The following is an 18,400-nucleotide window of genomic DNA, read 5'->3' on the forward strand; positions in this document are numbered from 1 at the left end:
TTCGGAGTCTCGAATCGCGAAAACTCCCTTTTTCGCAAGCTCATCTAATCCATTGATGTCCTTCTCAGCGAGAAGTGGACCCGTAAGCTTCTCTAGTTCGGCCAGCACCGAGACCGTTTCAAGGAGTGCTCTGCTAGCGAGAAAAGCCGAAACGATGGATCGGCCGTTCCAAGCTAAGGCTATTCCATCAGTCAAAGCTACGATGCGATAAAGAAGCCCTTGCTGCAAAGCAGCCAAATTCCAAGCGGCCCGTGAGCGAAGTTGCCCTGAGTGCCTTACTTCTCGAACTCTAAGCTTCGCGAGACGCTCTGCGCAGGCATTGAACTCAGCAACCGACTCCTTGTCGGCGGTCTCCAGGCGATCGTCCCAATTCATCGAAGTTGGGACTTTCAAGCCTTCCTGAGGGTGATGGGCCGGTCCTCTCGCCATCACCCCACCCCGAGCAGCGTGGCAGCGATCCGCTCCCACTCCGCCTCCAATGAATCCTTTGCCGCGGGTTGGCCGGCCTGGCGATACCAGTAGCCGGCATTGCCGAGATCGCCTTCGACCCGGTGCAGATAGGCGTGCACCCAGGCGGCGTCGCGGCTGCTCTCGTCCTGAACGATCTTGTGCGCCTGATCCCAGTCGCCCTTCGCGGCCCACCAGAGGCCGGCGAGCGGCGCGCTCAGATCCGGCGCGGGCGCCGCGCCGTCGAGGCTCGCGATGAACGCGGCGACATTCACCACCACCTCGCGGGCGTGAAGCGGCCGGCGGCCTGCTCGATCACCTCGCCGAGCGAGAACAGCGTCTCCTCGTCGAACGGACGTCCGATCAGCTGCAGGCCGAGCGGCAGGCCTTGCGCGTCCTTGCCGGCGGGCACGGCGATGCCCGGCAGGCCCGCCATGTTCACGGTCACCGTGAAGATGTCGTTGAGATACATCTCGACGGGATCCGCCCCGCCCTTCTCGCCGATGCCGAAGGCCGCCGACGGCGTCGCCGGCGTCAGGATCGCGTCGACGCCCTTGGCGAAGCAGTCTTCAAAATCCTTCTTGATCAGCGTCCGCACCTTCTGCGCGCGCAGATAATAGGCGTCGTAATAGCCGGCCGAGAGCACATAGGTGCCGATCATGACGCGGCGCTTCACCTCCGCGCCAAAACCCTCGGCGCGGCTGTTCTCGTAGAGCTCGATGATGTTCTTGCCCTGCTCGCGCAGGCCGTAGCGGACGCCGTCATAGCGCGCGAGGTTGGAGGACGCCTCCGCCGGCGCCACGATGTAATAAGCCGGCAGCGCGTATTTGGTGTGCGGCAGCGACACCTCGACGAGCTCGGCGCCGGCCGCCTTCAGCCAGGCCGCCCCCTCGCTCCAGAGCTTCTCGATCTCGGCCGGCATGCCGTCGAGGCGATATTCCTTGGGGATGCCGATCCTGATGCCCTTCACGGACTTGCCGATCGCGGCCTCATAGTCCGGCACGGCAATGTCGACCGACGTCGTGTCCTTCGGATCGTGCCCGGCCATCGAGCGCAGCAGCATCGCGCTATCGCGCACGCTGCGCGCAATAGGACCGGCCTGGTCGAGCGAGGAGGCGAAGGCGACGATGCCCCAGCGCGAGCAGCGGCCGTAGGTCGGCTTGATGCCGACGGTCGCGGTGAACGCCGCCGGCTGGCGGATCGAGCCGCCGGTGTCGGTCGCGGTCGCACCCATGCACAGCAGCGCCGCCACGGCCGAGGCCGAGCCGCCGGACGAGCCGCCCGGCACCAGCGTCGTGTTGCTTCCGTCACGCCGCCAGGGATTGCCGACGGGACCGAAGCACGAGGTCTCGTTGGCCGAGCCCATCGCGAATTCGTCATTGTTGAGCTTGCCGAGCATCACGGCGCCGTCGCGCCAGAGCTGGGAGGTGATCGTGGACTCATAGGTCGGCACGAAATTGCCGAGGATCTTTGAGCACGCCGTGGTGCGCACGCCCTTGGTCGCGAACAGGTCCTTGATGCCGAGCGGAATGCCGGCGAGCGGGCCGCCCTCACCCTTGGCGATCTTCTCGTCCACGGCCTTCGCCATGTCGCGCGCGCGATCGGGCGTCTCCATCACGAAGGCATTGAGCACGCGTGCGGCTTCGATCGCGTTCAGATGCGCGTCGGTCAGCTCGAGGGACGTGAAAGTCTTGGCCGCGAGACCCTTGCGGGCCTCGGCGAGCGTCAGCGATGTCAAATCGGTCATTTATTGATCGGGCTGCAGAAGAACGGGGACAGGGTTTTGTCGTTGGCCGGGTCGTCTTTTTTCTTGGCGGCGGCGTTCGCGGCGGCCTCGATCTCGTCGAGCACGGCATTGACGGCGACGTTGGGATCGGCAGCCTTGCCCTGCCGCTCCATCTTGTCGAGATAGTTCATGTAGGCCTGATAGGCCTTCTCATCGTCGCAAAGCATGCACATCGGACTTGGTCCTAAGGCTCTTTAGTTTGACGCGTTTTCTTTACGCGAACCGGCTTCCACTTCGCTCGAAAACGCTACGTCACTCGACCACCTTGGGCACAAGAAAGAAGTGACCTTCGGTCGCGGGCGCGTTGGCAACGATATCGTCGGCGATCTCGCCGTCATTGACCACGTCCTGCCGCTTCTTCATCTGCATCGGGGTGACCGAGGTCATCGGCTCCACGCCCTCGACGTTGACCTCCGAGAGCTGCTCGACAAAGGCGAGCATGGCGTTGAGCTCGCCCTGCAGATGCGGAACCTCGCCCTCGGAAACCGCAATGCGCGCCAGATGCGCGATGCGGCGGACGGTAGTGGCGTCGACGGACATTATATAAGGCCTCTCACGGCAAAATCTAACTGCCGTATAGCAGAGGCCGGTTTTGCGCCGCAACCGGCGGCGCGACCTTAGCCAGCCAGTCCCTTCATGCGGGCCAGGGCCGATTTGGCGAAATCCCGGGTCAATTCGGCTGCGGGGACCTCGCGGCCCAGGGCCACGGCCTGGCCGGCCCAGAGATTGGTGAAATCCACCCTGCCCTGCTTTTCGGCAGCCGCCTTGAGCGGCCCCAGCGCGGTCGCGGCATGGGGAAACGGCGGCGCCTCGGGCGAGATCGGGCCGGCTTCGCGCATCAGGCGGTTCTGGACGCCGCGCGCCGGACGCCCGGTCATGACATTGGTGATGACGGTGGAATCGTCCCGCGCTTCAGCCAGCGCCTTGCGCCCGCCCGCGCTGACCTTGGATTCCGGGCAGCGCAGATAGGCGCTGCCGATCTGCACGCCGGATGCGCCGAGCGCGAAGGCTGCGGCGATGCCGCGCCCGTCGGCGATACCACCGGCCGCGATGACAGGCACCTTCACGGCGTCGGCGACCTGCGGCACCAGCGCAAAGGTGCCGGGCTGCTCGGAGATCTTGTCGGTCAGGAACATGCCGCGATGGCCGCCGGCCTCGGCGCCTTGCGCAATGACGGCATCGACGCCGCGCTCTTCCAGCCAGACTGCTTCCTTCACCGTCGTGGCGGACGAAATGACGAGGCAGCCGGCAGCCTTGACGCGCTCGAGCAGCGCCTGATCCGGCAGGCCGAAATGAAAGCTGACGATCTCCGGCTTCAGCTCCTCGACGACCTCGCAGAACGCGGCGTCGAACGGCGCACGGTTCGCGGCGTTGATGGGCGCTGCGGGATCGAGGCCGTGCTCGGTGTAATAGCCCGTGAGCCGCTGCTTCCAGCGCGCTTCGGCTTCGGCCGTGAGGTCAACCGGCGTGTGGCAGAAGAAGTTCATGTTCACCGGCGCCTTCACCCGCTGGCGAATGATGTTGACCTGCTCGCGCGCCTTCTCCGGCGACAGCATCGCGCTCGGCAGCGAGCCAAGCCCGCCGCCCTCTGCCACGGCAATCACCAGTTCGGCATCCATCACACCGGCCATCGGCGCCAGCACGATCGGGAATTCGGTCTTGAAGAGATCGATCAGTCGACGGTCAGGCCACATAATTCTTGCCTCATGTTCGCTCTTCCCTCTCCCCTTGTGGGAGAGGGCGGATCGCCGCGCAGCGGCGAGACGGGTGAGGGGTTTGCATCCGCGGAGACAGACCCCTCATCCGGCGCGGATTGCATCCGCGCCACCTTCTCCCACAAGGGGAGAAGGAAAAGAAGAAACCGAGTTGCGCCGGCCGGCGAGCAATTGCTCCGCTTCAATCGCAATCCGCTCCACGATCTCGGCCGCCGGTGGAATATCATGAATCAATCCGACCGCTTCGCCTGCGATCACCGCCGCGACATCGAAATTGCCGGTTGCTTTCGCGGCCACATAGTCCACCGCGACTGCGGCAACATTCTGCATCAGCTCGACCTCACGGCCGATCCAGCGCCTGGCGTGGTCGTTGATGAGGCACCTTCCCGTGAAAGGCGCCGGCCAGACATTGTTGCGCGAGAGATCGAAGATGATGCCGCGCACGGTCGTGCCGCTGTTCGCTGCGCAGATACGCCGCTTGGCCTCCTCCGCGCCATCAGCCTCCTGGCTCGCATAGAAGCGCGTGCCGAGCAGCACGCCGCTCGCGCCCAGCATCATCATGGCGGCGAGACCGCGCCCGTCGGCGATGCCGCCGGCCGCGACGACAGGCACGTGGCCCGCGGCAAGATCGACGATTGCAGGCACGAGATCGACGGTAGTGCGAGAGGCGCCGTGACCACCCGCCTCCGTGCCCTGCGCGATCAGGATGTCGGCGCCGGCATCGAGCGCCTGCCGCGCCATGGCTTCATCCTGCACCTGGCAGATCAGGCGTGCACCTGCGGACTTGATCTTCGGCGCGAACGGCGCGGGATCGCCAAACGACAACATGATCGCAGACGGTTTTGCGGCAAGAGCGACATCGAGAAGCTCGGGCCGCTTGGCGAGGCTCCAGGTGATGAAGCCGATCCCGAATGGCGCCGACAAGCCCGCAAGCTTCGCAGTCTCCTGCTCCAGCCACACCTTCTCGCCATAGCCGCCGCCCAGAATGCCGAAACCGCCGGCACGGCTCACGGCCGTCACAAGCCGGCTGCCGGCACGATGTCCATCGGCGCCAGCAGGATGGGATGCTCAATCTTCAGCAGCCTGGTCAGCGACGTCTCAATGGGCATAGCCCCTCCCTGATCTGGACAGGGAGACTAGGCGCGACTAACATTCTCGAAAAATGAATTGTTACGAACACTGCCATCACAAAAGCGAAACGACGCCACCATGGAACTCAGCGATATCCAGACCTTTGCCGCGGTCGCTCGTACCGGCGGCATCACCCGCGCCGCCGAAGAGCTCAACACGGTGCAATCCAACGTCACCCAACGCGTGAAGGCGCTGGAAGCGGAGATCGGCACACCGCTGTTCGAACGCCACAGCCGTGGCATGACGCTGACCGGCGCCGGCAAACGCCTCCTCCCCTACGCACAGCGGATGGCCGCGCTATCGCGGGAGGCCGTGCTCGCCGCGCGTGACGACGGCGAGCCGAAGGGACCGCTCGCGATCGGCTCGATGGAGACGACGGCAGCCGTGCGCTTGCCGTCCCTCCTCGCCGATTTCCACCGCAGCTTCCCTGCCGTGCGGCTGAGCCTACGCACCGCGACCACCGCCGACCTCGTCGCGGGCGTGCTCGAAGGCACGCTCGACGGTGCCTTCGTCGCGGGTCCCATCGCACATGCCGACCTCACTGCGACGAGCGCGTTTCGTGAAGAGCTGGTGCTGGTCAGCGCGCGGCGCTGGGCCTCACTTGCCGAGCTGCGCGCCGGCACGCCGGAGTCCGGTCCGACCGCGCTGGTGTTCCGTACCGGCTGCACCTACCGCCAGCGTCTCGAACAGATCTTTGTCGAGTTCGGCTGGCCGTCGGCGGCACGCTTCGAGCTCGGCACGCTCGATGGCATGATCGGCTGTGTCGCCGCCGGCATGGGCGTAACGCTGCTGCCGCGCGCCGTGGTCGAACGCAGCGCGATGGCCGGCAGCGTGTCGATCCACGCGCTGGGCCCGTCACATGCGCGCGTCGAGACGCTCTTCATCCAGCGCAGCGGCGGACATCAATACAGCGCGCTCGGCGGTTTCATCTCCTGCCTGAAGAAAGACAACGACGTCATCGCGGCCTGAGATACCATCGCCGCAATGCAACGAAGGCCCAGATGGCTTCGACGAGGCCAAACGGCCAGGCGCCTTGCAGGAAGCCGTAAGCCGAGCCAAGCGCGCAGGACACCGCGAACAGCAGCACGAACCAATGGCTGCGATCCTCCAGAGCATAGCAGACCAGCATCGCCGTCACGGCAAACAGGCCGAATAGTGTCAGTGCATCCATGTTCCGGGTTCACTCCGCAGCGCGACGCGTGATAAGCGCTAGTCCCATGCCGGCTCTTATCCTGCCCCTGATCGATGCTGCAACCCACTGGCCCGAACGCGGCGGGTTGGTCGGCCTTGACCTCGGCACCAAGACCATTGGTGTTGCCGTGTCCAACCCGGACCGGCGCCTCGCGACCGGCGTCGAGACCATCCAGCGCAAGGCGTTCAAGCATGACGCGGCGCGGTTGCTCGCGATCGCGGCCGAGCGCAAGGCGGTCGGCTTCGTGCTCGGCCTCCCCATCAACATGGACGGCAGCGAGGGCCCGCGGGCGCAATCGACCCGCGCCTTCGCCCGCAACCTTGCCGGGCTCACCACACTCCCCATCGGCTTCTGGGACGAGCGTCTGTCGACCGCCGCGGTCGAGCGCGAGCTGATCGGCATGGATGTCAGCCGCGCCAAGCGCGCCGAAGTGATCGACGAGCACGCCGCGATCTTCATCCTTCAAGGCGCGCTCGACCGCCTCGCCAATCTTCGCGCGGCATCGGGCTGATCCATGGCCGTCGTGATCGCGGCGCTGCTGCCGGTCTTCATCCTCATCGTGCTCGGCATAGTGCTCAGACGCACCCTGATGCGGCTCGACACGCAATGGCACGGGCTGGAGCGGCTGACCTATTTCGTGCTGTTTCCGATGCTGCTGATCCAGACGCTGGTGAAGGCCGACCTCTCCAGGGTGCCGGTCGCCGGCGTCGGCGGCGCTCTGCTGCTGTCGGTGCTCGCGATGTCGCTGCTCTGCCTCGCGCTCCGCCCGGCGCTCGCGCGGTTCGACATCGACGGTCCCGCCTTCACCTCGATCTTCCAGGGCGCGACGCGCTGGCAGACCTATGTGGCGCTCTCGGTGTCCGCCAACATGTTCGGCGATGTCGGACTGGCGCTGGCGTCGGTGGCGATGGTCGCGATCATTCCGCTGGTCAACGTGTTCAGCGTCGCCGTGCTCGCGCACTATGCTTCGCCCGAGAAGCAGTCCGCGCGCGCCATCGTCATGACGGTGGTCCGCAATCCCCTGATCTGGGCCTGCGTGATCGGCCTCGGCATCAACGTCATCCATCTGCCGCTGCCAAAAATCTGGCACGAGGTCGCGGACGCGCTCGGCCGGTCCTCGCTCGCCATCGGCCTGCTCGTCACCGGCGCCGGCCTGCAGCTCAACGGCCTGCTCCGCCCGAGCGTGAGCGCAACCATCGGCGTGGCGTTCAAGCTGGCACTGATGCCCGTGCTCGCGCTGGCGCTCGCCGCCTGGTTCGGGCTCTCGGGCGACAGCCTGGCGATCGTCGCAATCTGCGCGGCGGTGCCGACCTCGCCCAGCGCCTATGTGCTGGCCCGCCAGATGGGCGGCGATGCGCCGCTGCTGGCGCAGATCATCACGCTGCAGACGATCTTGGCGGCGGTCACGATGCCGATCGCGATCGCGCTGGTAGCTTAGGCCTCATGCGAGGCCTCAGCTCCCCAGCCACATCGTCAGCACCACCGCAGTCAGATTGTTCAGCGCATGCAGCACGATGGTGAGCCAGAGCGAGTTGGCGCGGTAGCGCATGTAGCCGAACCACAGGCCGATGGAGAAGACCTCGGCGAGGAAGTACATATCGTACTGCAGATGCACGACCGTCCACACCAGTGACGACAGGATGATCGCGCCGGGCACGCGCAGGAAGCTCGCCGACCAGCCGCGAAACAGGAAGCCGCGCGCCAAAACCTCTTCCGACATCGGCGCAGCGACACTGAACGCGAACAGCAGCATCACAGCCGCGCCCTTGTCGCGGCCCGATTTCAACAGATCGGTCATGAAGCCCGGCGTCGCCTCGCGGCCCAGGCTCCGCGACATCGTCTCCCAGGCGACCACGATCAGGACAAGCCCGATGGCGCCGAACAGCATTTGCTTCCAGGACGGCCAATGCAGCGCGAGGTAATCGACGAACGAGGCCTTCTTGATGCGGATGGCGAGCCACACCGCGGCCAGCGTCGCCGGCAGGCCCATGGTCACCGACAGTGCGAGCGCCGCGGGCTCGCGACCGACACGCTGGATCGACATCAGGTCGAGGGGATCGCCACGGTCCCAGGCCAGATAGAGGATGGCGCCGACCTGGCCGAGAAACATCGCGACGAAGATGAGCAGACCCCACACCGCCGTGCCCCAGAATTTCCAGACACGCGGCGCGGCTGGCGTCACGGTCATCGGCGGGAGATCGGGATTGAGGGAGTCCATTCAAGCGCTTTCGTTGGGACGGCACCGTCATTCCGGGGCCGTTCGCACGACGATCTACTTCGTTCGCGGCGGAATCGGGAAATCATAGGCCGCCCCGCCCGCCCCCGGCAGGGAAAAATGCCACCACTCCTTCGCATAGTTCACAAAGCCTTGCTTCGCCATCGCGGCCACCAGCCGCTTGCGCCAGGCGCGCTGGTCCGGATTGATCGACGTTACAGCGGTATGCCCCTTCACGTCCGTGCAGTCATAGCCCGTGCCCATGTCGACGCTGCCCTCCGGCAATCGTGCCTCGACCGGCGCCGTGCAATCGGCATAGGTTTTCGACGGGTCGTATCTGGCGGAATTGTCGGCCTTGAGATCGACCAGCGTGAGATCGAGCGCCGCGCCCGTGGAATGCTGCGAGCGGCTCGCGATGTAGCCGAGGCGGAACAGCTCGCTCTTCGGGATCTTCGGATTGTAGCGCCGCTCGGCCGCCGTCTCGTTGCCGTTCTGCGACCACTTCACCATGTCGAGCGAGGCCCGCGCCGGCCGGTAGCAGTCGAACATCTTCAGCGACAGGCCTTGCGCCGCCAGCTCCTGCTGGACCGCCTTCAGCCGCAGCCCCACCTCCCGCTTCACCACGCATTCGCCGGCGCCGTAACCGGCCAGCGGACGGCCGACGAAATTGTTCGAGGTGGCGTAGCGGATGTCCTGGATGATGCCGGGATCGATGTCGCGCAGATAGACGAAGCCGCCGGGGAGCGACTGGGCGTGGGCTTCGCTGATCACGGTTGCTGCCAAGAGCGCGGTCAAAATTGTTTTCAACTGGAGCTCCCCACATCGTGATGGCCGGGCTTGTCCCGGCCATCCACGGCCTTTTACGTCAAATGCGAATGAAGCACGTGGATGCCCGGGACAAGCCCGGGCATGACGGAGAGGATGAGCCCGCACCGACAGATCAGGGGATAACTCCCCGCCCCGGCATTGGCCCTTGCCCCCCCAGCCATCCCCGCCTATAGCTCTCGTTTTAATGACATCGAAATCGACCTTCGTCCTCGGCCACCGGCATTTGCTGGGCATCGAGGGCCTTTCCGCGGCCGACATCACCGGCCTCCTCGACCTGTCCGAAGAATATGTCGAGCTCAACCGCCAGGTTGACAAGAAGCGCACCGTCCTGCGTGGACGGACGCAGGTGAACCTCTTCTTCGAGGCCTCCACCCGAACCCAGTCCTCGTTCGAGCTCGCCGGCAAGCGGCTGGGCGCGGACGTCATGAACATGTCGGTCTCCTCCTCGTCCATCAAGAAGGGCGAGACGCTGGTCGACACCGCGATGACGCTCAACGCCATGCATCCAGATATCCTGGTGGTGCGCCATCACGCCTCCGGCGCGGTGGAACTGCTGGCGCGCAAGGTCGACGGTTCCGTGATCAATGCCGGCGACGGCGCGCACGAGCATCCGACGCAGGCGCTGCTCGACGCCCTGACCATTCGCCGCAACAAGGGCCGGATCGAGGGCCTCGTGGTCGCGATCTGCGGCGACGTGCTGCATTCGCGCGTCGCCCGCTCCAACATCATCCTGCTCAACACCATGGGCGCCCGCGTCCGCGTCGTCGGCCCCTCGACGCTGCTGCCGCCCGGCATCGAGCGCATGGGGGTCGAGGTCGCGCGCGACATGCGCGAAGGGCTCAACGGCGCCGATATCGTCATGATGCTGCGGCTCCAGCGCGAGCGCATGAACGGCTCCTTCGTGCCGTCGACCTCCGAATATTTCAACTATTTCGGGCTGGACCAGAAAAAGCTCGCTTACGCCAAGCCGGATGCTCTCGTCATGCATCCCGGCCCGATGAACCGCGGCGTCGAGATCGACACAGCGGTCGCCGACGGCGCGCAATCGCTGATCCGCGAACAGGTCGAGATGGGCGTGGCGGTACGGATGGCCGTGCTCGAAGCGCTCGCCCGCAATTTGCCGAACGCGTGATGCTCATGCTGACTGACCGCCGTCCCATCCTGCTCGCCAACGCCCGCGTCGTCGATCCCTCCAGGGATTTCGACGGCCCCGGCGATGTCCTGATTGCCGACGGCATCATCCGCGAGACCCGTCGCGGGATCGGAGCGGCCGGCGTCCCCGAGGGCACCGACGTCGTCAACTGCGCCGGCAAGATCGTGGCCCCCGGCCTCGTCGACATGCGCGCCTTCGTCGGCGAGCCCGGCTTCAGCCACCGCGAGACCTTTGCCTCCGCGAGCCAGGCGGCTGCGACCGGCGGCATCACCACCATCATATGCCAGCCCGACACGTCTCCGGTGATCGATAACTCGGCAACCGTCGACTTCGTGATGCGCCGCGCCCGCGACACCGCGATCGTCAACATCCTGCCGATGGCGGCGCTCACCAAGGGCATGCACGGCGAGGAGATGACCGAGTTCGGCCTCCTCAAGGCCGCCGGCGCGATCGCCTTCAGCGACAGCGACAAGAGCGTGATCAACGCGCAGGTGATGCGCCGCGCGCTGACCTACGCGCGCGATTTCGACGCGCTGATCGTGCATTACACCGAGGATCCCGATCTCGTCGGCGAAGGCGTGATGAACGAGGGCGAGTTCGCCTCGCGGCTCGGCCTGATGGGCATCCCGAACGCGGCGGAGGCCGTGATGCTCGAGCGCGACATGCGTCTCGTCGCGCTCACCGGCGGGCGCTATCACGCGGCATCGCTGACCTGTATCGACTCGCTCGACGTCCTCAAGCGCGCCCGCGACGCCGGCCTCGCCGTGACCGCCTCCGTCTCGATCAATCATCTTGCGCTGAACGAGAACGACATCGGGCCCTACCGGTCGTTCCTGAAGCTGTCGCCGCCGCTGCGGACCGAGGACGACCGCCGCGCGCTGGTCGCAGCGGTCGCCTCCGGCCTCGTCGACGTCATCATGTCCGACCACAATCCGCAGGACGTCGAGGTCAAGCGCCTGCCGTTCGCGGAAGCAGCACCCGGTGCCATTGGGCTCGAGACCATGCTGCCCGCGGGCCTTCGCCTCGTGCACAATGAGGAACTCGACCTGAAGACGCTGATCCGGGCCATGTCGACGCGGCCGGCCGAGATCCTGGGCCTGCCGGGTGGAACCCTGCGCACGGGCAGCCCGGCCGACGTCATCGTGATCGACCCCGATGTGCCCTGGATCGTCGATCCCGCCGACCTCAAATCGCCCTGCAAGAACACCCCGTTCGACGAGGCCCGCTTTACAGGCCGCGTGGTCCGCACCATTGTCGGCGGACGGACGGTCTACGAACATGTCTGACGGGCAAATTCATGCGTGGCGTCGCAGTTCAGCATGGAGATGCGCCCATGGGGCTTGAAGCCTTCCTGCCGGTGGCCTTCGTCATCGGCTACCTGCTCGGCTCGATTCCGTTCGGGCTGGTCCTGACCAAACTCGCCGGCACGCAGGATATTCGCTCGATCGGCTCCGGCAGCATCGGCGCCACCAACGTGCTGCGCACGGGCCGCAAGAGCCTTGCCGCGGGCACCCTGCTGCTCGACGCGCTCAAGGGCACGGTCGCGGTGGTGATCGCCGGCTACATCGCGGGACCCAATGCCGCCATGGTGGCCGGGCTCGGCGCCTTCCTCGGCCATCTCTTCCCGGTCTGGCTGAAGTTCAAAGGCGGCAAGGGCGTCGCCGTCTATATCGGCATCCTGCTCGGCCTGTTCTGGCCCGGCGCAATCGTGTTCTGCCTGCTTTGGCTCGCCACCGCCTTCACCACCCGCTACTCCTCGCTGTCCGCGCTGGTGGCGGCATTCATCACCCCGATCTTCCTGTGGTGGTTCGGGCACCTCGCGCTTGCATCGCTGTTCGCCGCGCTGACGCTGCTCTTGTTCTACGCGCATCGCGAGAACATCAAGCGACTGCAATCCGGCAAGGAAAGCCGGATCGGCGAGAAGGCCTAGAGCGTTTTCGAGCGAAGTGGATACCGGTTCGCGTCAAGAAAACGCGTCAAAACAAAATCCCAAGGCCGGAAAAAGTACGGATATCGCCGCACCGCCTCCGCATTATGTGCCAATTCCTGTTCGCAACTCGGAAGCTGCTCGCGGCCGGAGTGGCGAACGAGTTCCACGCCTGTCATCCTGACAGCGGAAATGGCGTTACGCGGTAGCTCAGAATGAGCGAGAAGATTGTCGGCGCGCATGACGGGTCCGGTTCGCACGGTGCTTCCAGCACCGCAGCAAGCCGGCTGCTCTCAGCGACCAATGTCTGGTGCGATGCGCCCTCGCCGCGGCCCGCGCCCGAACCTGCTCCCGTTCCCCCGCCAGTGACCCAGCCTGCGCCCGTCGCGCAAGCCGCAGCGCCAGTCGAGATTGTGACCATTGCCGCGCCGGTCGCGCCCATGCAGCCGCACTCCGGCCAATGGCCGCCGCAAAGATTGTCGCTAGCCCTTCAGGGCGGCGGCACTTTTGCCGCCTTCACCTGGGGCGTGCTGGAGCGGTTGCTGGAACACCCGACCATCCAGATCGACACCATCAGCGGCGCCAGTGCCGGCGCCATCAATGCGCTGCTGCTCGCCTCCGGCCTCGCCGAAGGCGGACGCGAAGGCGCCCATTCGCGGTTGAACCGGTTCTGGGCCCGCCTGATGCACGAGGCCTCGTTCCGCTCCTTGATGCTGGTCGGTGGATTCTCGCCGGCGGGAAGCTCGGTCGCGTTCGGTCCGACGCTGCGCTCCGGCCAGTTCGATCCGTTCGATCTCGATCCGCTGCGGCTGGCACTGTCGCGCGACATCGATTTTGCCGCCTTGCGCGACGCGGCCTGCCCAAAACTGCTGATCGCCGCGACGCGAATCCGCGATGGGCAGCAGCAGATCTTCCGCAACGATTGCATTACCGCCGACGTCGCGCTGGCCTCGACCTGCCCGCCTTTGGTTCACTGCGCCGTCGAGATCGACGGCGAGGCCTATTGGGATGGCGGCATTGGCGGCAATCCGCCGCTGGTGCGCCTGGCGCAGGAATCGACAGCCTCCGACCTGCTGCTCGTCCAGGTCACGCCCACGCGTGACAGCTACGTGCCGATCACGCTCGCCGCGATCGACCGCAGGCTCGACCAGATCGCGGCCAACGCCGCTCTCAACGCCGAGATCGCGGCGCTGGAATGGGCGCGAGCCACGGCCGCACCTTCGCTTCGGCTCTCCAAGATCGCGGCCGAAGACTCCATTGAGGGCCTGGCGCAGCGCTCATCCACCGATCTCGGCCGCGGCTTCATTCGTGCGCTGCACCGGAGTGGCCGCGAGGCCGCCGAGCGTTGGCTCGGACAAGGCGCGACAGGCGCCGAGGCCGAACGCGTGCTGCCCGCCGCTGAGCCTGCGCTAGCCTGATTTCGCCAGCGCATCCTCCAGGAACCACGCCGCCGCAAGCGCGCCCGGATCGTTGCCGAACCGCGCGATCACCTGCACGCCGATCGGCAGGCCGCCGACCTTCAGCACCGGCACGTTGACGCAAGGATTGCCCATCAGCGTCCAGAGCCGGTTGTAGCGGGGCGAGCCGGTCGAGGCGAGCTCCTTGGCCGGCGCGGTGCCCGGCGCCGAATAGGTCAGCAGCACGTCAAAACCCTCGAACAGTTCGCCGAGCTCGCGGCGGCCACGGCGGGCGATCCGACGCGCGTCGTCATATTGCTTCGGCGTCAAGCCGACGGCGTCATCGAGGCTGGCACGCAGCATCGGCGCGATCTCGTCGTGATGCTCCGAAAACTCCCAGGCCAGCGCGCGATGCGCCTCGAAATCCTGGATGATCGGGTGGATGCGCCAGGCTTCCTGCACCGACTCCGGCAGATCGATGGTCTTGACACTGGCACCGGCCTTCTCGGCCGCCTTGATCGCAGCCTGCAAGCCCTCTTCCGCCGCCGGCTCGACGGCCTCGGCAAACTCCTGCCTCACCACGGCGATGCGCGGCGCCTTGGCCGCGGCGATGCCATCGAATTCAGTGCGGCCGGTGATCGCCAGCAGCCCGCGCGCGAGATCTTCCGCGCGCGATCCGAACAGGCCGACAGTATCAAGCGCCCATGAGTAGCACTTCACGCCGATGGTCGGCAGCATCCGGAACGACGGCTTGATCGCGGCAGCCCCGCAATAGGCGGCGGGCCGGATCACCGAGCCGCCAGTCTGGGTGCCCAGCGCCAGCGGGATCATGCCGGCGCCGACGGCCGCGGCCGAGCCCGAGGACGAGCCGCCCGGCGTATGGCCGAGATTGTGCGGATTGAGCGTCGGGGTCGGATCGCGCGAGGCGAACGCCGTGGTGGTGGTCTTGCCGATGATGGTGGCGCCTGCCCGCTTCAGCATCATCACGACCGGCGCGTCCGAGCGCGGCTGCCAGCCGCGATAGATCTCCGAGCCCATCTCGGTCGGCATGTTGGCGGTGTCGATGATGTCCTTGATGCCGACGGCGATGCCGCGCAGCGGGCCGGAGGCTTGCGCCTTCGCGGATTTGTCGTGACGGACGAAGGCGTGGACGTCCTTCTCCCTGGCCTCGATCGCCGCGTGCGACTGGGCGATTGCGTCATCGGGCGAAAGCTCGCCCGCTTCGATGCGGCGCTGGAGGTCGGCGAGTGAGATCATGGCAATACCCTTCTTATTGCCATCGCTTTTAGCATCGGGACGAGGTCGCGCAAGCGCACGTGGACGCGGTCGATCCATGCGTGCAGTCGACCGGGACCAGCGGCTCGACCAGAGCATCCGCGTCCGCGGGCGCCGCGCGGATGAGATCAAAAATGGAAACAGTATCTTTCAATTATTTCTATTTTTATCGCGATTCAATCGAGCCAGTGTGAGGTCACAACGCAGGGCCCTGCGGCGCGCACTCTCTTACGAACCACAAACGCCTGGTGCGTCACCGCCGTCGGACCTCAACCAAGCACAGGAGCGATGACCATGGATACGACCCGTTATGCTTCCCTCGTTGGCCGCCTGCTGATCGGCCTCCCGTTTGCAATGAGTGGCTTCAGCAAGCTCACCGCTTATGGTGCGACGACCGCTTACATCGCCGCTGCGGGATTGCCGGTGCCCCCGTTGGCATATGCGATCGCAGTTCTCGTCGAGCTCGGTGGCGGTCTCCTGCTGATCGCGGGCTATCAAGCCCGCTCGGTCGCGCTGGCGCTCGCCATATTCTCGCTGGCCGCGGCAGTCTCGTTCCACAACAACTTTGCCGACCAGAATCAGATGATCCACTTCCTCAAGAACGTGATGATGGCAGGCGGCCTGCTCCAGATCTTTGCCTTCGGTGCCGGTGCGCTCAGCCTTGACGCTCGCGTCTCGCGGAGCGGCGTCGCTGTCGCTCAGGCGGCCCACGCGCGTTGAATCGACGACCTTGCGGAAGACCCGTCGACCACGTCGGGTCTTCCGGCAGCGCCTTTGAAGCCCGATCAAGCGCACGCAGCTGTTGCCCACGCCCTCAGGTTGTTCCATGCTGCCTCCACAAGGAGACGCCGTGGACGCCATCAATCCGAGCGTTGAGCTGACCGAGGCTGAGCGGATCGACCGCCTGCGGCTGATCCGTTCCGACAATGTCGGGCCGCGCACCTTCCGTTCTCTGGTCGATCATTTCGGCGCGGCGCGCGCCGCGCTGGAGCGGCTGCCCGATCTGGCGCGCCGCGGCGGCGCTCAGCGATCGGGGCGCATCTGTAGCGTGGACGAGGCGAAGGCCGAGCTCGCCGCGAGCCGCAAGTTCGGCATAGCTTGGCTCGCGCCCGGTGAGGACGGTTATCCGGCGCGGCTCGCCACGCTCGACGATGCGCCGCCGCTGCTCGCCGTGCGCGGCGACACTACGACGCTGATGCGGCCGATGATCGCGATCGTCGGTTCGCGCAACGCCTCCGGCGCTGGCCTCAAATTCGCCGGCCAGCTCGCGCGTGAGCTCGGCGAAGCTGGCTTCATCGTCATCTCGGGCCTTGCCCGCGGCGTCGACCAGGCGGCGCACCGCGCCAGCGTCGACAGCGGCACCATCGCCGTGCTCGCCGGCGGACATGATTGCATCTATCCGCCCGAACATGGCGATCTGCTCGCCTCGATCCTCGATCACGCGGGCGCTGCGATCTCGGAGATGCCGCTCGGCCACGAGCCGCGCGCCCGCGACTTCCCCCGCCGCAACCGGCTGATCTCGGGCGCAGCCCTCGGCGTGGTCGTGGTCGAGGCGGCGCACCGCTCGGGCTCGCTGATCACCGCGCGCATGGCGGCCGAACAGGGCCGCGAGGTATTCGCGGTGCCCGGCTCGCCGCTCGACCCGCGCGCTGCCGGCACCAACGATCTGATCAAGCAGGGCGCAACGCTCGTCACCGAAGCCGCCGACATCATCAACGCTGTCGCACCGATCATGGAGCGGCCGCTGATGCATCCGGCGAGCGAGCCCGACAGCGAACCGTTCGAGAGCGATCCGCAATCACACGACCGCGACCAGATCACCGGCCTGCTCGGCCCCGTTCCCATCTCGATCGACGATCTCGTGCGGATGTCCGGCGCCTCGCCGGCGATCGTGCGCACCGTGTTGCTGGAGCTCGAGCTTGCCGGGCGCCTCGAACGCCACGGCGGTGGTCTCGTTTCTCTTCTCTAGGTCTCGTTGCGCTCATCGAACCGCGTGCGTGCCGCCGCGATCTGCGCCTGGTGCTCCTTCGCCCATAGCCCAAGCGCCATCACGGGCTGCTGGAGCCCGCGGCCAAGATCGGTCAGCTCATAGTCCACGCGCGGCGGAATGGTCGGGAAAATCGTGCGCGTGACGAGACCGTCGCGCTCCAGCCCGCGCAGGGTCAAGGTCAGCATCCGCTGCGAGATGCCGTTGATCATCCGCTTCAGTTCATTGAAGCGCTTAGGCCCGTCGCTCAGCATCATGATGACGAACACGCTCCATTTGTCGCCGACGCGCGCCAGGATCGAGGCGACCCCGCGGCAGTCCGCGTGGTCGCGATCCGGCATCTGGGGCGCAGGAAAATCGGTGTGTGCAGGTCTCAAAGATGTGCCCATGGCTCAAAAAAGTGCGTTCTTGCGGGGAATTTGACAGTCACTCATGTAGTGCGGGTTACAAATCTATACCATAGGTGAACCCCAATGAAACTCCTCCATATCGACTCCAGCGTGCTCGGCCCCCACTCCGTCTCACGGCAGGTTTCCGCCGCCATCGTCGACCGTCTCAGGCAGGCGACGCCGTCGCTCGACCTCGTCTACCGCGATTTGACGCAGATTCCGCTCGCCCACCTCTCCGGCTCGCACCTTGCGGCCGCGCAAGGCGCGCCGGCGCCGGCGGAACTCGGTCCCGACCTGGCCGCGAGCGCGGCCGTGCTCAACGAGTTCCTCGATGCCGATATCGTCGTGATCGGCGCGCCCATGTACAATTTTACGATCCCGAGCCAGCTCAAGGCCTGGATCGACCGCGTCCTGGTGGCGGGGAAAACGTTCAAATACGACGCGAACGGCCCGCAGGGCCTTGCCGGCAACAAGCGCGTGATCGTGGCGATCTCGCGCGGCGGCTATTATGGCCCGGGCACGCCGGCCGCCTCGCTCGAGCACCTCGAAACCTATTTGCGTGGCGTGTTCGCGTTCATGGGCATCACGAGCCCCGAATTCATCGTCGCCGACGGCATCCAGGTTGGCCCTGAGCATCGTGAGAAAGCGCTGGCCGGAGCGCTTCAGGCTGCCACCAGCCTGCAGGCGGCGTAAGACTTACGCCGACACCAGCCGCTGCCGGAGCCCGGCGGCGGCTGAGAATTCGACAGCGCTAAAACCAGGCGCCCTGAACGCCAAGAATGACGGCGACGAGCGAAATGAAAAGCCCGATGCCTGAGAAAAGTGCCACCCCGATGAACTCGGACGTATCGGAGTGCTTGGCTGGAATGGCGGAATGTTCGGTGTAAATACGTGGTTCTGAAATCGACGAAGAAATACGAGCTGCTTTTGACATCGCGGGCTCCCTGAAAGTGAGTCT

21 protein-coding genes and 1 pseudogene are annotated in these 18,400 nt (G+C 65.9%); 10 read left to right on the forward strand and 12 right to left on the reverse strand.

Annotated features, from left to right (window positions below):
- Positions 1–428: 428 nt before the first annotated feature.
- The 6 genes and pseudogenes from ABIB95_RS15250 to ABIB95_RS15275 form a co-directional block, all read right to left on the reverse strand.
- Positions 429–728, reverse strand: coding sequence for a hypothetical protein (locus ABIB95_RS15250; RefSeq protein WP_354240365.1), 300 nt, complete (start codon positions 726–728; stop codon positions 429–431).
- The gene (gene gatA / locus ABIB95_RS15255; protein WP_354240367.1) at positions 719–2,194 is read right to left on the reverse strand and encodes an Asp-tRNA(Asn)/Glu-tRNA(Gln) amidotransferase subunit GatA; all 1,476 of its coding nucleotides are present in this window, start codon (positions 2,192–2,194) and stop codon (positions 719–721) included. Before gatA ends, ABIB95_RS15250 begins: the two co-directional genes overlap by 10 nt.
- Entirely contained in the window at positions 2,191–2,406 is a 216-nt protein-coding gene (locus ABIB95_RS15260; protein WP_014494728.1) for a hypothetical protein, read from the reverse strand. The genes gatA and ABIB95_RS15260 overlap by 4 nt, the downstream gene beginning before the upstream one ends.
- A gap of 79 nt (positions 2,407–2,485) precedes the next feature.
- A complete protein-coding gene (gene gatC, locus ABIB95_RS15265) occupies positions 2,486–2,773 on the reverse strand; it encodes an Asp-tRNA(Asn)/Glu-tRNA(Gln) amidotransferase subunit GatC (RefSeq protein WP_028150645.1) in 288 nt (95 codons plus the stop codon).
- 77 nt (positions 2,774–2,850) lie between these two features.
- The gene (locus ABIB95_RS15270) at positions 2,851–3,927 is read right to left on the reverse strand and encodes an NAD(P)H-dependent flavin oxidoreductase (RefSeq protein ID WP_354240369.1); all 1,077 of its coding nucleotides are present in this window, start codon (positions 3,925–3,927) and stop codon (positions 2,851–2,853) included.
- Positions 3,928–4,032: 105 nt separating this feature from the next.
- Positions 4,033–5,057: pseudogene (locus ABIB95_RS15275) on the reverse strand (NAD(P)H-dependent flavin oxidoreductase).
- A 100-nt stretch (positions 5,058–5,157) separates the two neighbouring features.
- Between ABIB95_RS15275 and ABIB95_RS15280 the strand changes: the two are divergent.
- Positions 5,158–6,048: a LysR family transcriptional regulator gene (locus ABIB95_RS15280; RefSeq protein ID WP_354240371.1), complete on the forward strand. Its 891-nt coding sequence runs from the start codon at positions 5,158–5,160 to the stop codon at positions 6,046–6,048.
- Here ABIB95_RS15280 and ABIB95_RS15285 read toward each other — a convergent pair.
- Positions 6,035–6,250, reverse strand: coding sequence for a hypothetical protein (locus ABIB95_RS15285; protein WP_354079168.1), 216 nt, complete (start codon positions 6,248–6,250; stop codon positions 6,035–6,037). The two genes, ABIB95_RS15280 and ABIB95_RS15285, sit on opposite strands and share 14 nt — an antisense overlap.
- Before the next feature lie 46 nt (positions 6,251–6,296).
- Here ABIB95_RS15285 and ruvX point away from each other — a divergent pair, with 46 nt between their 5' ends.
- Both ruvX and ABIB95_RS15295 read left to right on the forward strand, forming a co-directional pair.
- Positions 6,297–6,782 (forward strand): Holliday junction resolvase RuvX, encoded by a 486-nt coding sequence (ruvX, locus tag ABIB95_RS15290; protein ID WP_354240374.1) that lies wholly within the window; start codon positions 6,297–6,299, stop codon positions 6,780–6,782.
- Between the two features lie 3 nt (positions 6,783–6,785).
- Complete coding sequence (locus ABIB95_RS15295; protein ID WP_354240376.1) at positions 6,786–7,709, forward strand: AEC family transporter; 924 nt, start codon at positions 6,786–6,788, stop codon at positions 7,707–7,709.
- A gap of 15 nt (positions 7,710–7,724) precedes the next feature.
- On the opposite strand, the gene ABIB95_RS15300 is transcribed toward ABIB95_RS15295, so the two are convergent.
- Positions 7,725–8,489, reverse strand: coding sequence for a CPBP family intramembrane glutamic endopeptidase (locus ABIB95_RS15300; protein WP_085398484.1), 765 nt, complete (start codon positions 8,487–8,489; stop codon positions 7,725–7,727).
- Between the two features lie 54 nt (positions 8,490–8,543).
- Positions 8,544–9,293 carry a M15 family metallopeptidase gene (locus tag ABIB95_RS15305; protein ID WP_354240378.1) on the reverse strand — a complete coding sequence of 250 codons (750 nt, stop codon included), beginning with the start codon at positions 9,291–9,293 and terminating at the stop codon, positions 8,544–8,546.
- Between the two features lie 205 nt (positions 9,294–9,498).
- Here ABIB95_RS15305 and ABIB95_RS15310 point away from each other — a divergent pair, with 205 nt between their 5' ends.
- From ABIB95_RS15310 to ABIB95_RS15325, 4 genes are all read left to right on the forward strand, one after another.
- Positions 9,499–10,446: an aspartate carbamoyltransferase catalytic subunit gene (locus ABIB95_RS15310; RefSeq protein ID WP_014494716.1), complete on the forward strand. Its 948-nt coding sequence runs from the start codon at positions 9,499–9,501 to the stop codon at positions 10,444–10,446.
- Between the two features lie 5 nt (positions 10,447–10,451).
- Complete coding sequence (locus ABIB95_RS15315) at positions 10,452–11,753, forward strand: dihydroorotase (protein ID WP_208089455.1); 1,302 nt, start codon at positions 10,452–10,454, stop codon at positions 11,751–11,753.
- 47 nt (positions 11,754–11,800) lie between these two features.
- Positions 11,801–12,397 carry a glycerol-3-phosphate 1-O-acyltransferase PlsY gene (plsY, locus tag ABIB95_RS15320; RefSeq protein WP_063986317.1) on the forward strand — a complete coding sequence of 199 codons (597 nt, stop codon included), beginning with the start codon at positions 11,801–11,803 and terminating at the stop codon, positions 12,395–12,397.
- Positions 12,398–12,609: 212 nt separating this feature from the next.
- Positions 12,610–13,812, forward strand: coding sequence for a patatin-like phospholipase family protein (locus ABIB95_RS15325; RefSeq protein WP_354240380.1), 1,203 nt, complete (start codon positions 12,610–12,612; stop codon positions 13,810–13,812).
- Here the strand turns inward: ABIB95_RS15325 and ABIB95_RS15330 are convergent.
- The gene (locus tag ABIB95_RS15330) at positions 13,804–15,048 is read right to left on the reverse strand and encodes an amidase (RefSeq protein WP_354240382.1); all 1,245 of its coding nucleotides are present in this window, start codon (positions 15,046–15,048) and stop codon (positions 13,804–13,806) included. The two genes, ABIB95_RS15325 and ABIB95_RS15330, sit on opposite strands and share 9 nt — an antisense overlap.
- Before the next feature lie 312 nt (positions 15,049–15,360).
- On the opposite strand from ABIB95_RS15330, the gene ABIB95_RS15335 reads away from it, so the two are divergent.
- A complete protein-coding gene (locus ABIB95_RS15335; protein WP_063982811.1) occupies positions 15,361–15,786 on the forward strand; it encodes a DoxX family protein in 426 nt (141 codons plus the stop codon).
- 106 nt (positions 15,787–15,892) lie between these two features.
- Positions 15,893–17,035, forward strand: coding sequence for a DNA-processing protein DprA (dprA, locus tag ABIB95_RS15340; protein ID WP_354240384.1), 1,143 nt, complete (start codon positions 15,893–15,895; stop codon positions 17,033–17,035).
- Here dprA and ABIB95_RS15345 read toward each other — a convergent pair.
- Positions 17,032–17,442, reverse strand: coding sequence for a winged helix-turn-helix transcriptional regulator (locus tag ABIB95_RS15345; protein ID WP_354240386.1), 411 nt, complete (start codon positions 17,440–17,442; stop codon positions 17,032–17,034). The genes dprA and ABIB95_RS15345 overlap by 4 nt on opposite strands.
- An 84-nt stretch (positions 17,443–17,526) precedes the next feature.
- On the opposite strand from ABIB95_RS15345, the gene ABIB95_RS15350 reads away from it, so the two are divergent.
- Positions 17,527–18,135, forward strand: a complete 609-nt coding sequence (locus ABIB95_RS15350) for an FMN-dependent NADH-azoreductase (protein ID WP_014494708.1) — start codon at positions 17,527–17,529, stop codon at positions 18,133–18,135.
- 58 nt (positions 18,136–18,193) lie between these two features.
- Here ABIB95_RS15350 and ABIB95_RS15355 read toward each other — a convergent pair whose 3' ends face one another.
- Positions 18,194–18,376 carry a hypothetical protein gene (locus ABIB95_RS15355; protein WP_071917406.1) on the reverse strand — a complete coding sequence of 61 codons (183 nt, stop codon included), beginning with the start codon at positions 18,374–18,376 and terminating at the stop codon, positions 18,194–18,196.
- Positions 18,377–18,400: the final 24 nt, after the last annotated feature.

Origin of the sequence: Bradyrhizobium sp. LA2.1, assembly GCF_040547725.1 — a bacterium.
GTDB lineage: Bacteria > Pseudomonadota > Alphaproteobacteria > Rhizobiales > Xanthobacteraceae > Bradyrhizobium > Bradyrhizobium barranii.

Coding starts and splice junctions, on each gene's coding strand:
- ABIB95_RS15350 (WP_014494708.1), top strand. CDS start 17,527: ATGAAACTCCTCCATATCGACTCCAGCGTGCTCGGCCCCCACTCCGTC.
- ABIB95_RS15310 (WP_014494716.1), top strand. CDS start 9,499: ATGACATCGAAATCGACCTTCGTCCTCGGCCACCGGCATTTGCTGGGC.
- ABIB95_RS15280 (WP_354240371.1), top strand. CDS start 5,158: ATGGAACTCAGCGATATCCAGACCTTTGCCGCGGTCGCTCGTACCGGC.
- ABIB95_RS15345 (WP_354240386.1), bottom strand. CDS start 17,442: ATGGGCACATCTTTGAGACCTGCACACACCGATTTTCCTGCGCCCCAG.
- gatC (WP_028150645.1), bottom strand. CDS start 2,773: ATGTCCGTCGACGCCACTACCGTCCGCCGCATCGCGCATCTGGCGCGC.
- ABIB95_RS15300 (WP_085398484.1), bottom strand. CDS start 8,489: ATGGACTCCCTCAATCCCGATCTCCCGCCGATGACCGTGACGCCAGCC.
- ABIB95_RS15325 (WP_354240380.1), top strand. CDS start 12,610: ATGAGCGAGAAGATTGTCGGCGCGCATGACGGGTCCGGTTCGCACGGT.
- gatA (WP_354240367.1), bottom strand. CDS start 2,194: ATGACCGATTTGACATCGCTGACGCTCGCCGAGGCCCGCAAGGGTCTC.
- dprA (WP_354240384.1), top strand. CDS start 15,893: ATGCTGCCTCCACAAGGAGACGCCGTGGACGCCATCAATCCGAGCGTT.
- ABIB95_RS15315 (WP_208089455.1), top strand. CDS start 10,452: ATGCTGACTGACCGCCGTCCCATCCTGCTCGCCAACGCCCGCGTCGTC.
- ABIB95_RS15260 (WP_014494728.1), bottom strand. CDS start 2,406: ATGTGCATGCTTTGCGACGATGAGAAGGCCTATCAGGCCTACATGAAC.
- ABIB95_RS15295 (WP_354240376.1), top strand. CDS start 6,786: ATGGCCGTCGTGATCGCGGCGCTGCTGCCGGTCTTCATCCTCATCGTG.
- ABIB95_RS15355 (WP_071917406.1), bottom strand. CDS start 18,376: ATGTCAAAAGCAGCTCGTATTTCTTCGTCGATTTCAGAACCACGTATT.
- ABIB95_RS15330 (WP_354240382.1), bottom strand. CDS start 15,048: ATGATCTCACTCGCCGACCTCCAGCGCCGCATCGAAGCGGGCGAGCTT.
- plsY (WP_063986317.1), top strand. CDS start 11,801: ATGGGGCTTGAAGCCTTCCTGCCGGTGGCCTTCGTCATCGGCTACCTG.
- ruvX (WP_354240374.1), top strand. CDS start 6,297: ATGCCGGCTCTTATCCTGCCCCTGATCGATGCTGCAACCCACTGGCCC.
- ABIB95_RS15285 (WP_354079168.1), bottom strand. CDS start 6,250: ATGGATGCACTGACACTATTCGGCCTGTTTGCCGTGACGGCGATGCTG.
- ABIB95_RS15335 (WP_063982811.1), top strand. CDS start 15,361: ATGGATACGACCCGTTATGCTTCCCTCGTTGGCCGCCTGCTGATCGGC.
- ABIB95_RS15270 (WP_354240369.1), bottom strand. CDS start 3,927: ATGTGGCCTGACCGTCGACTGATCGATCTCTTCAAGACCGAATTCCCG.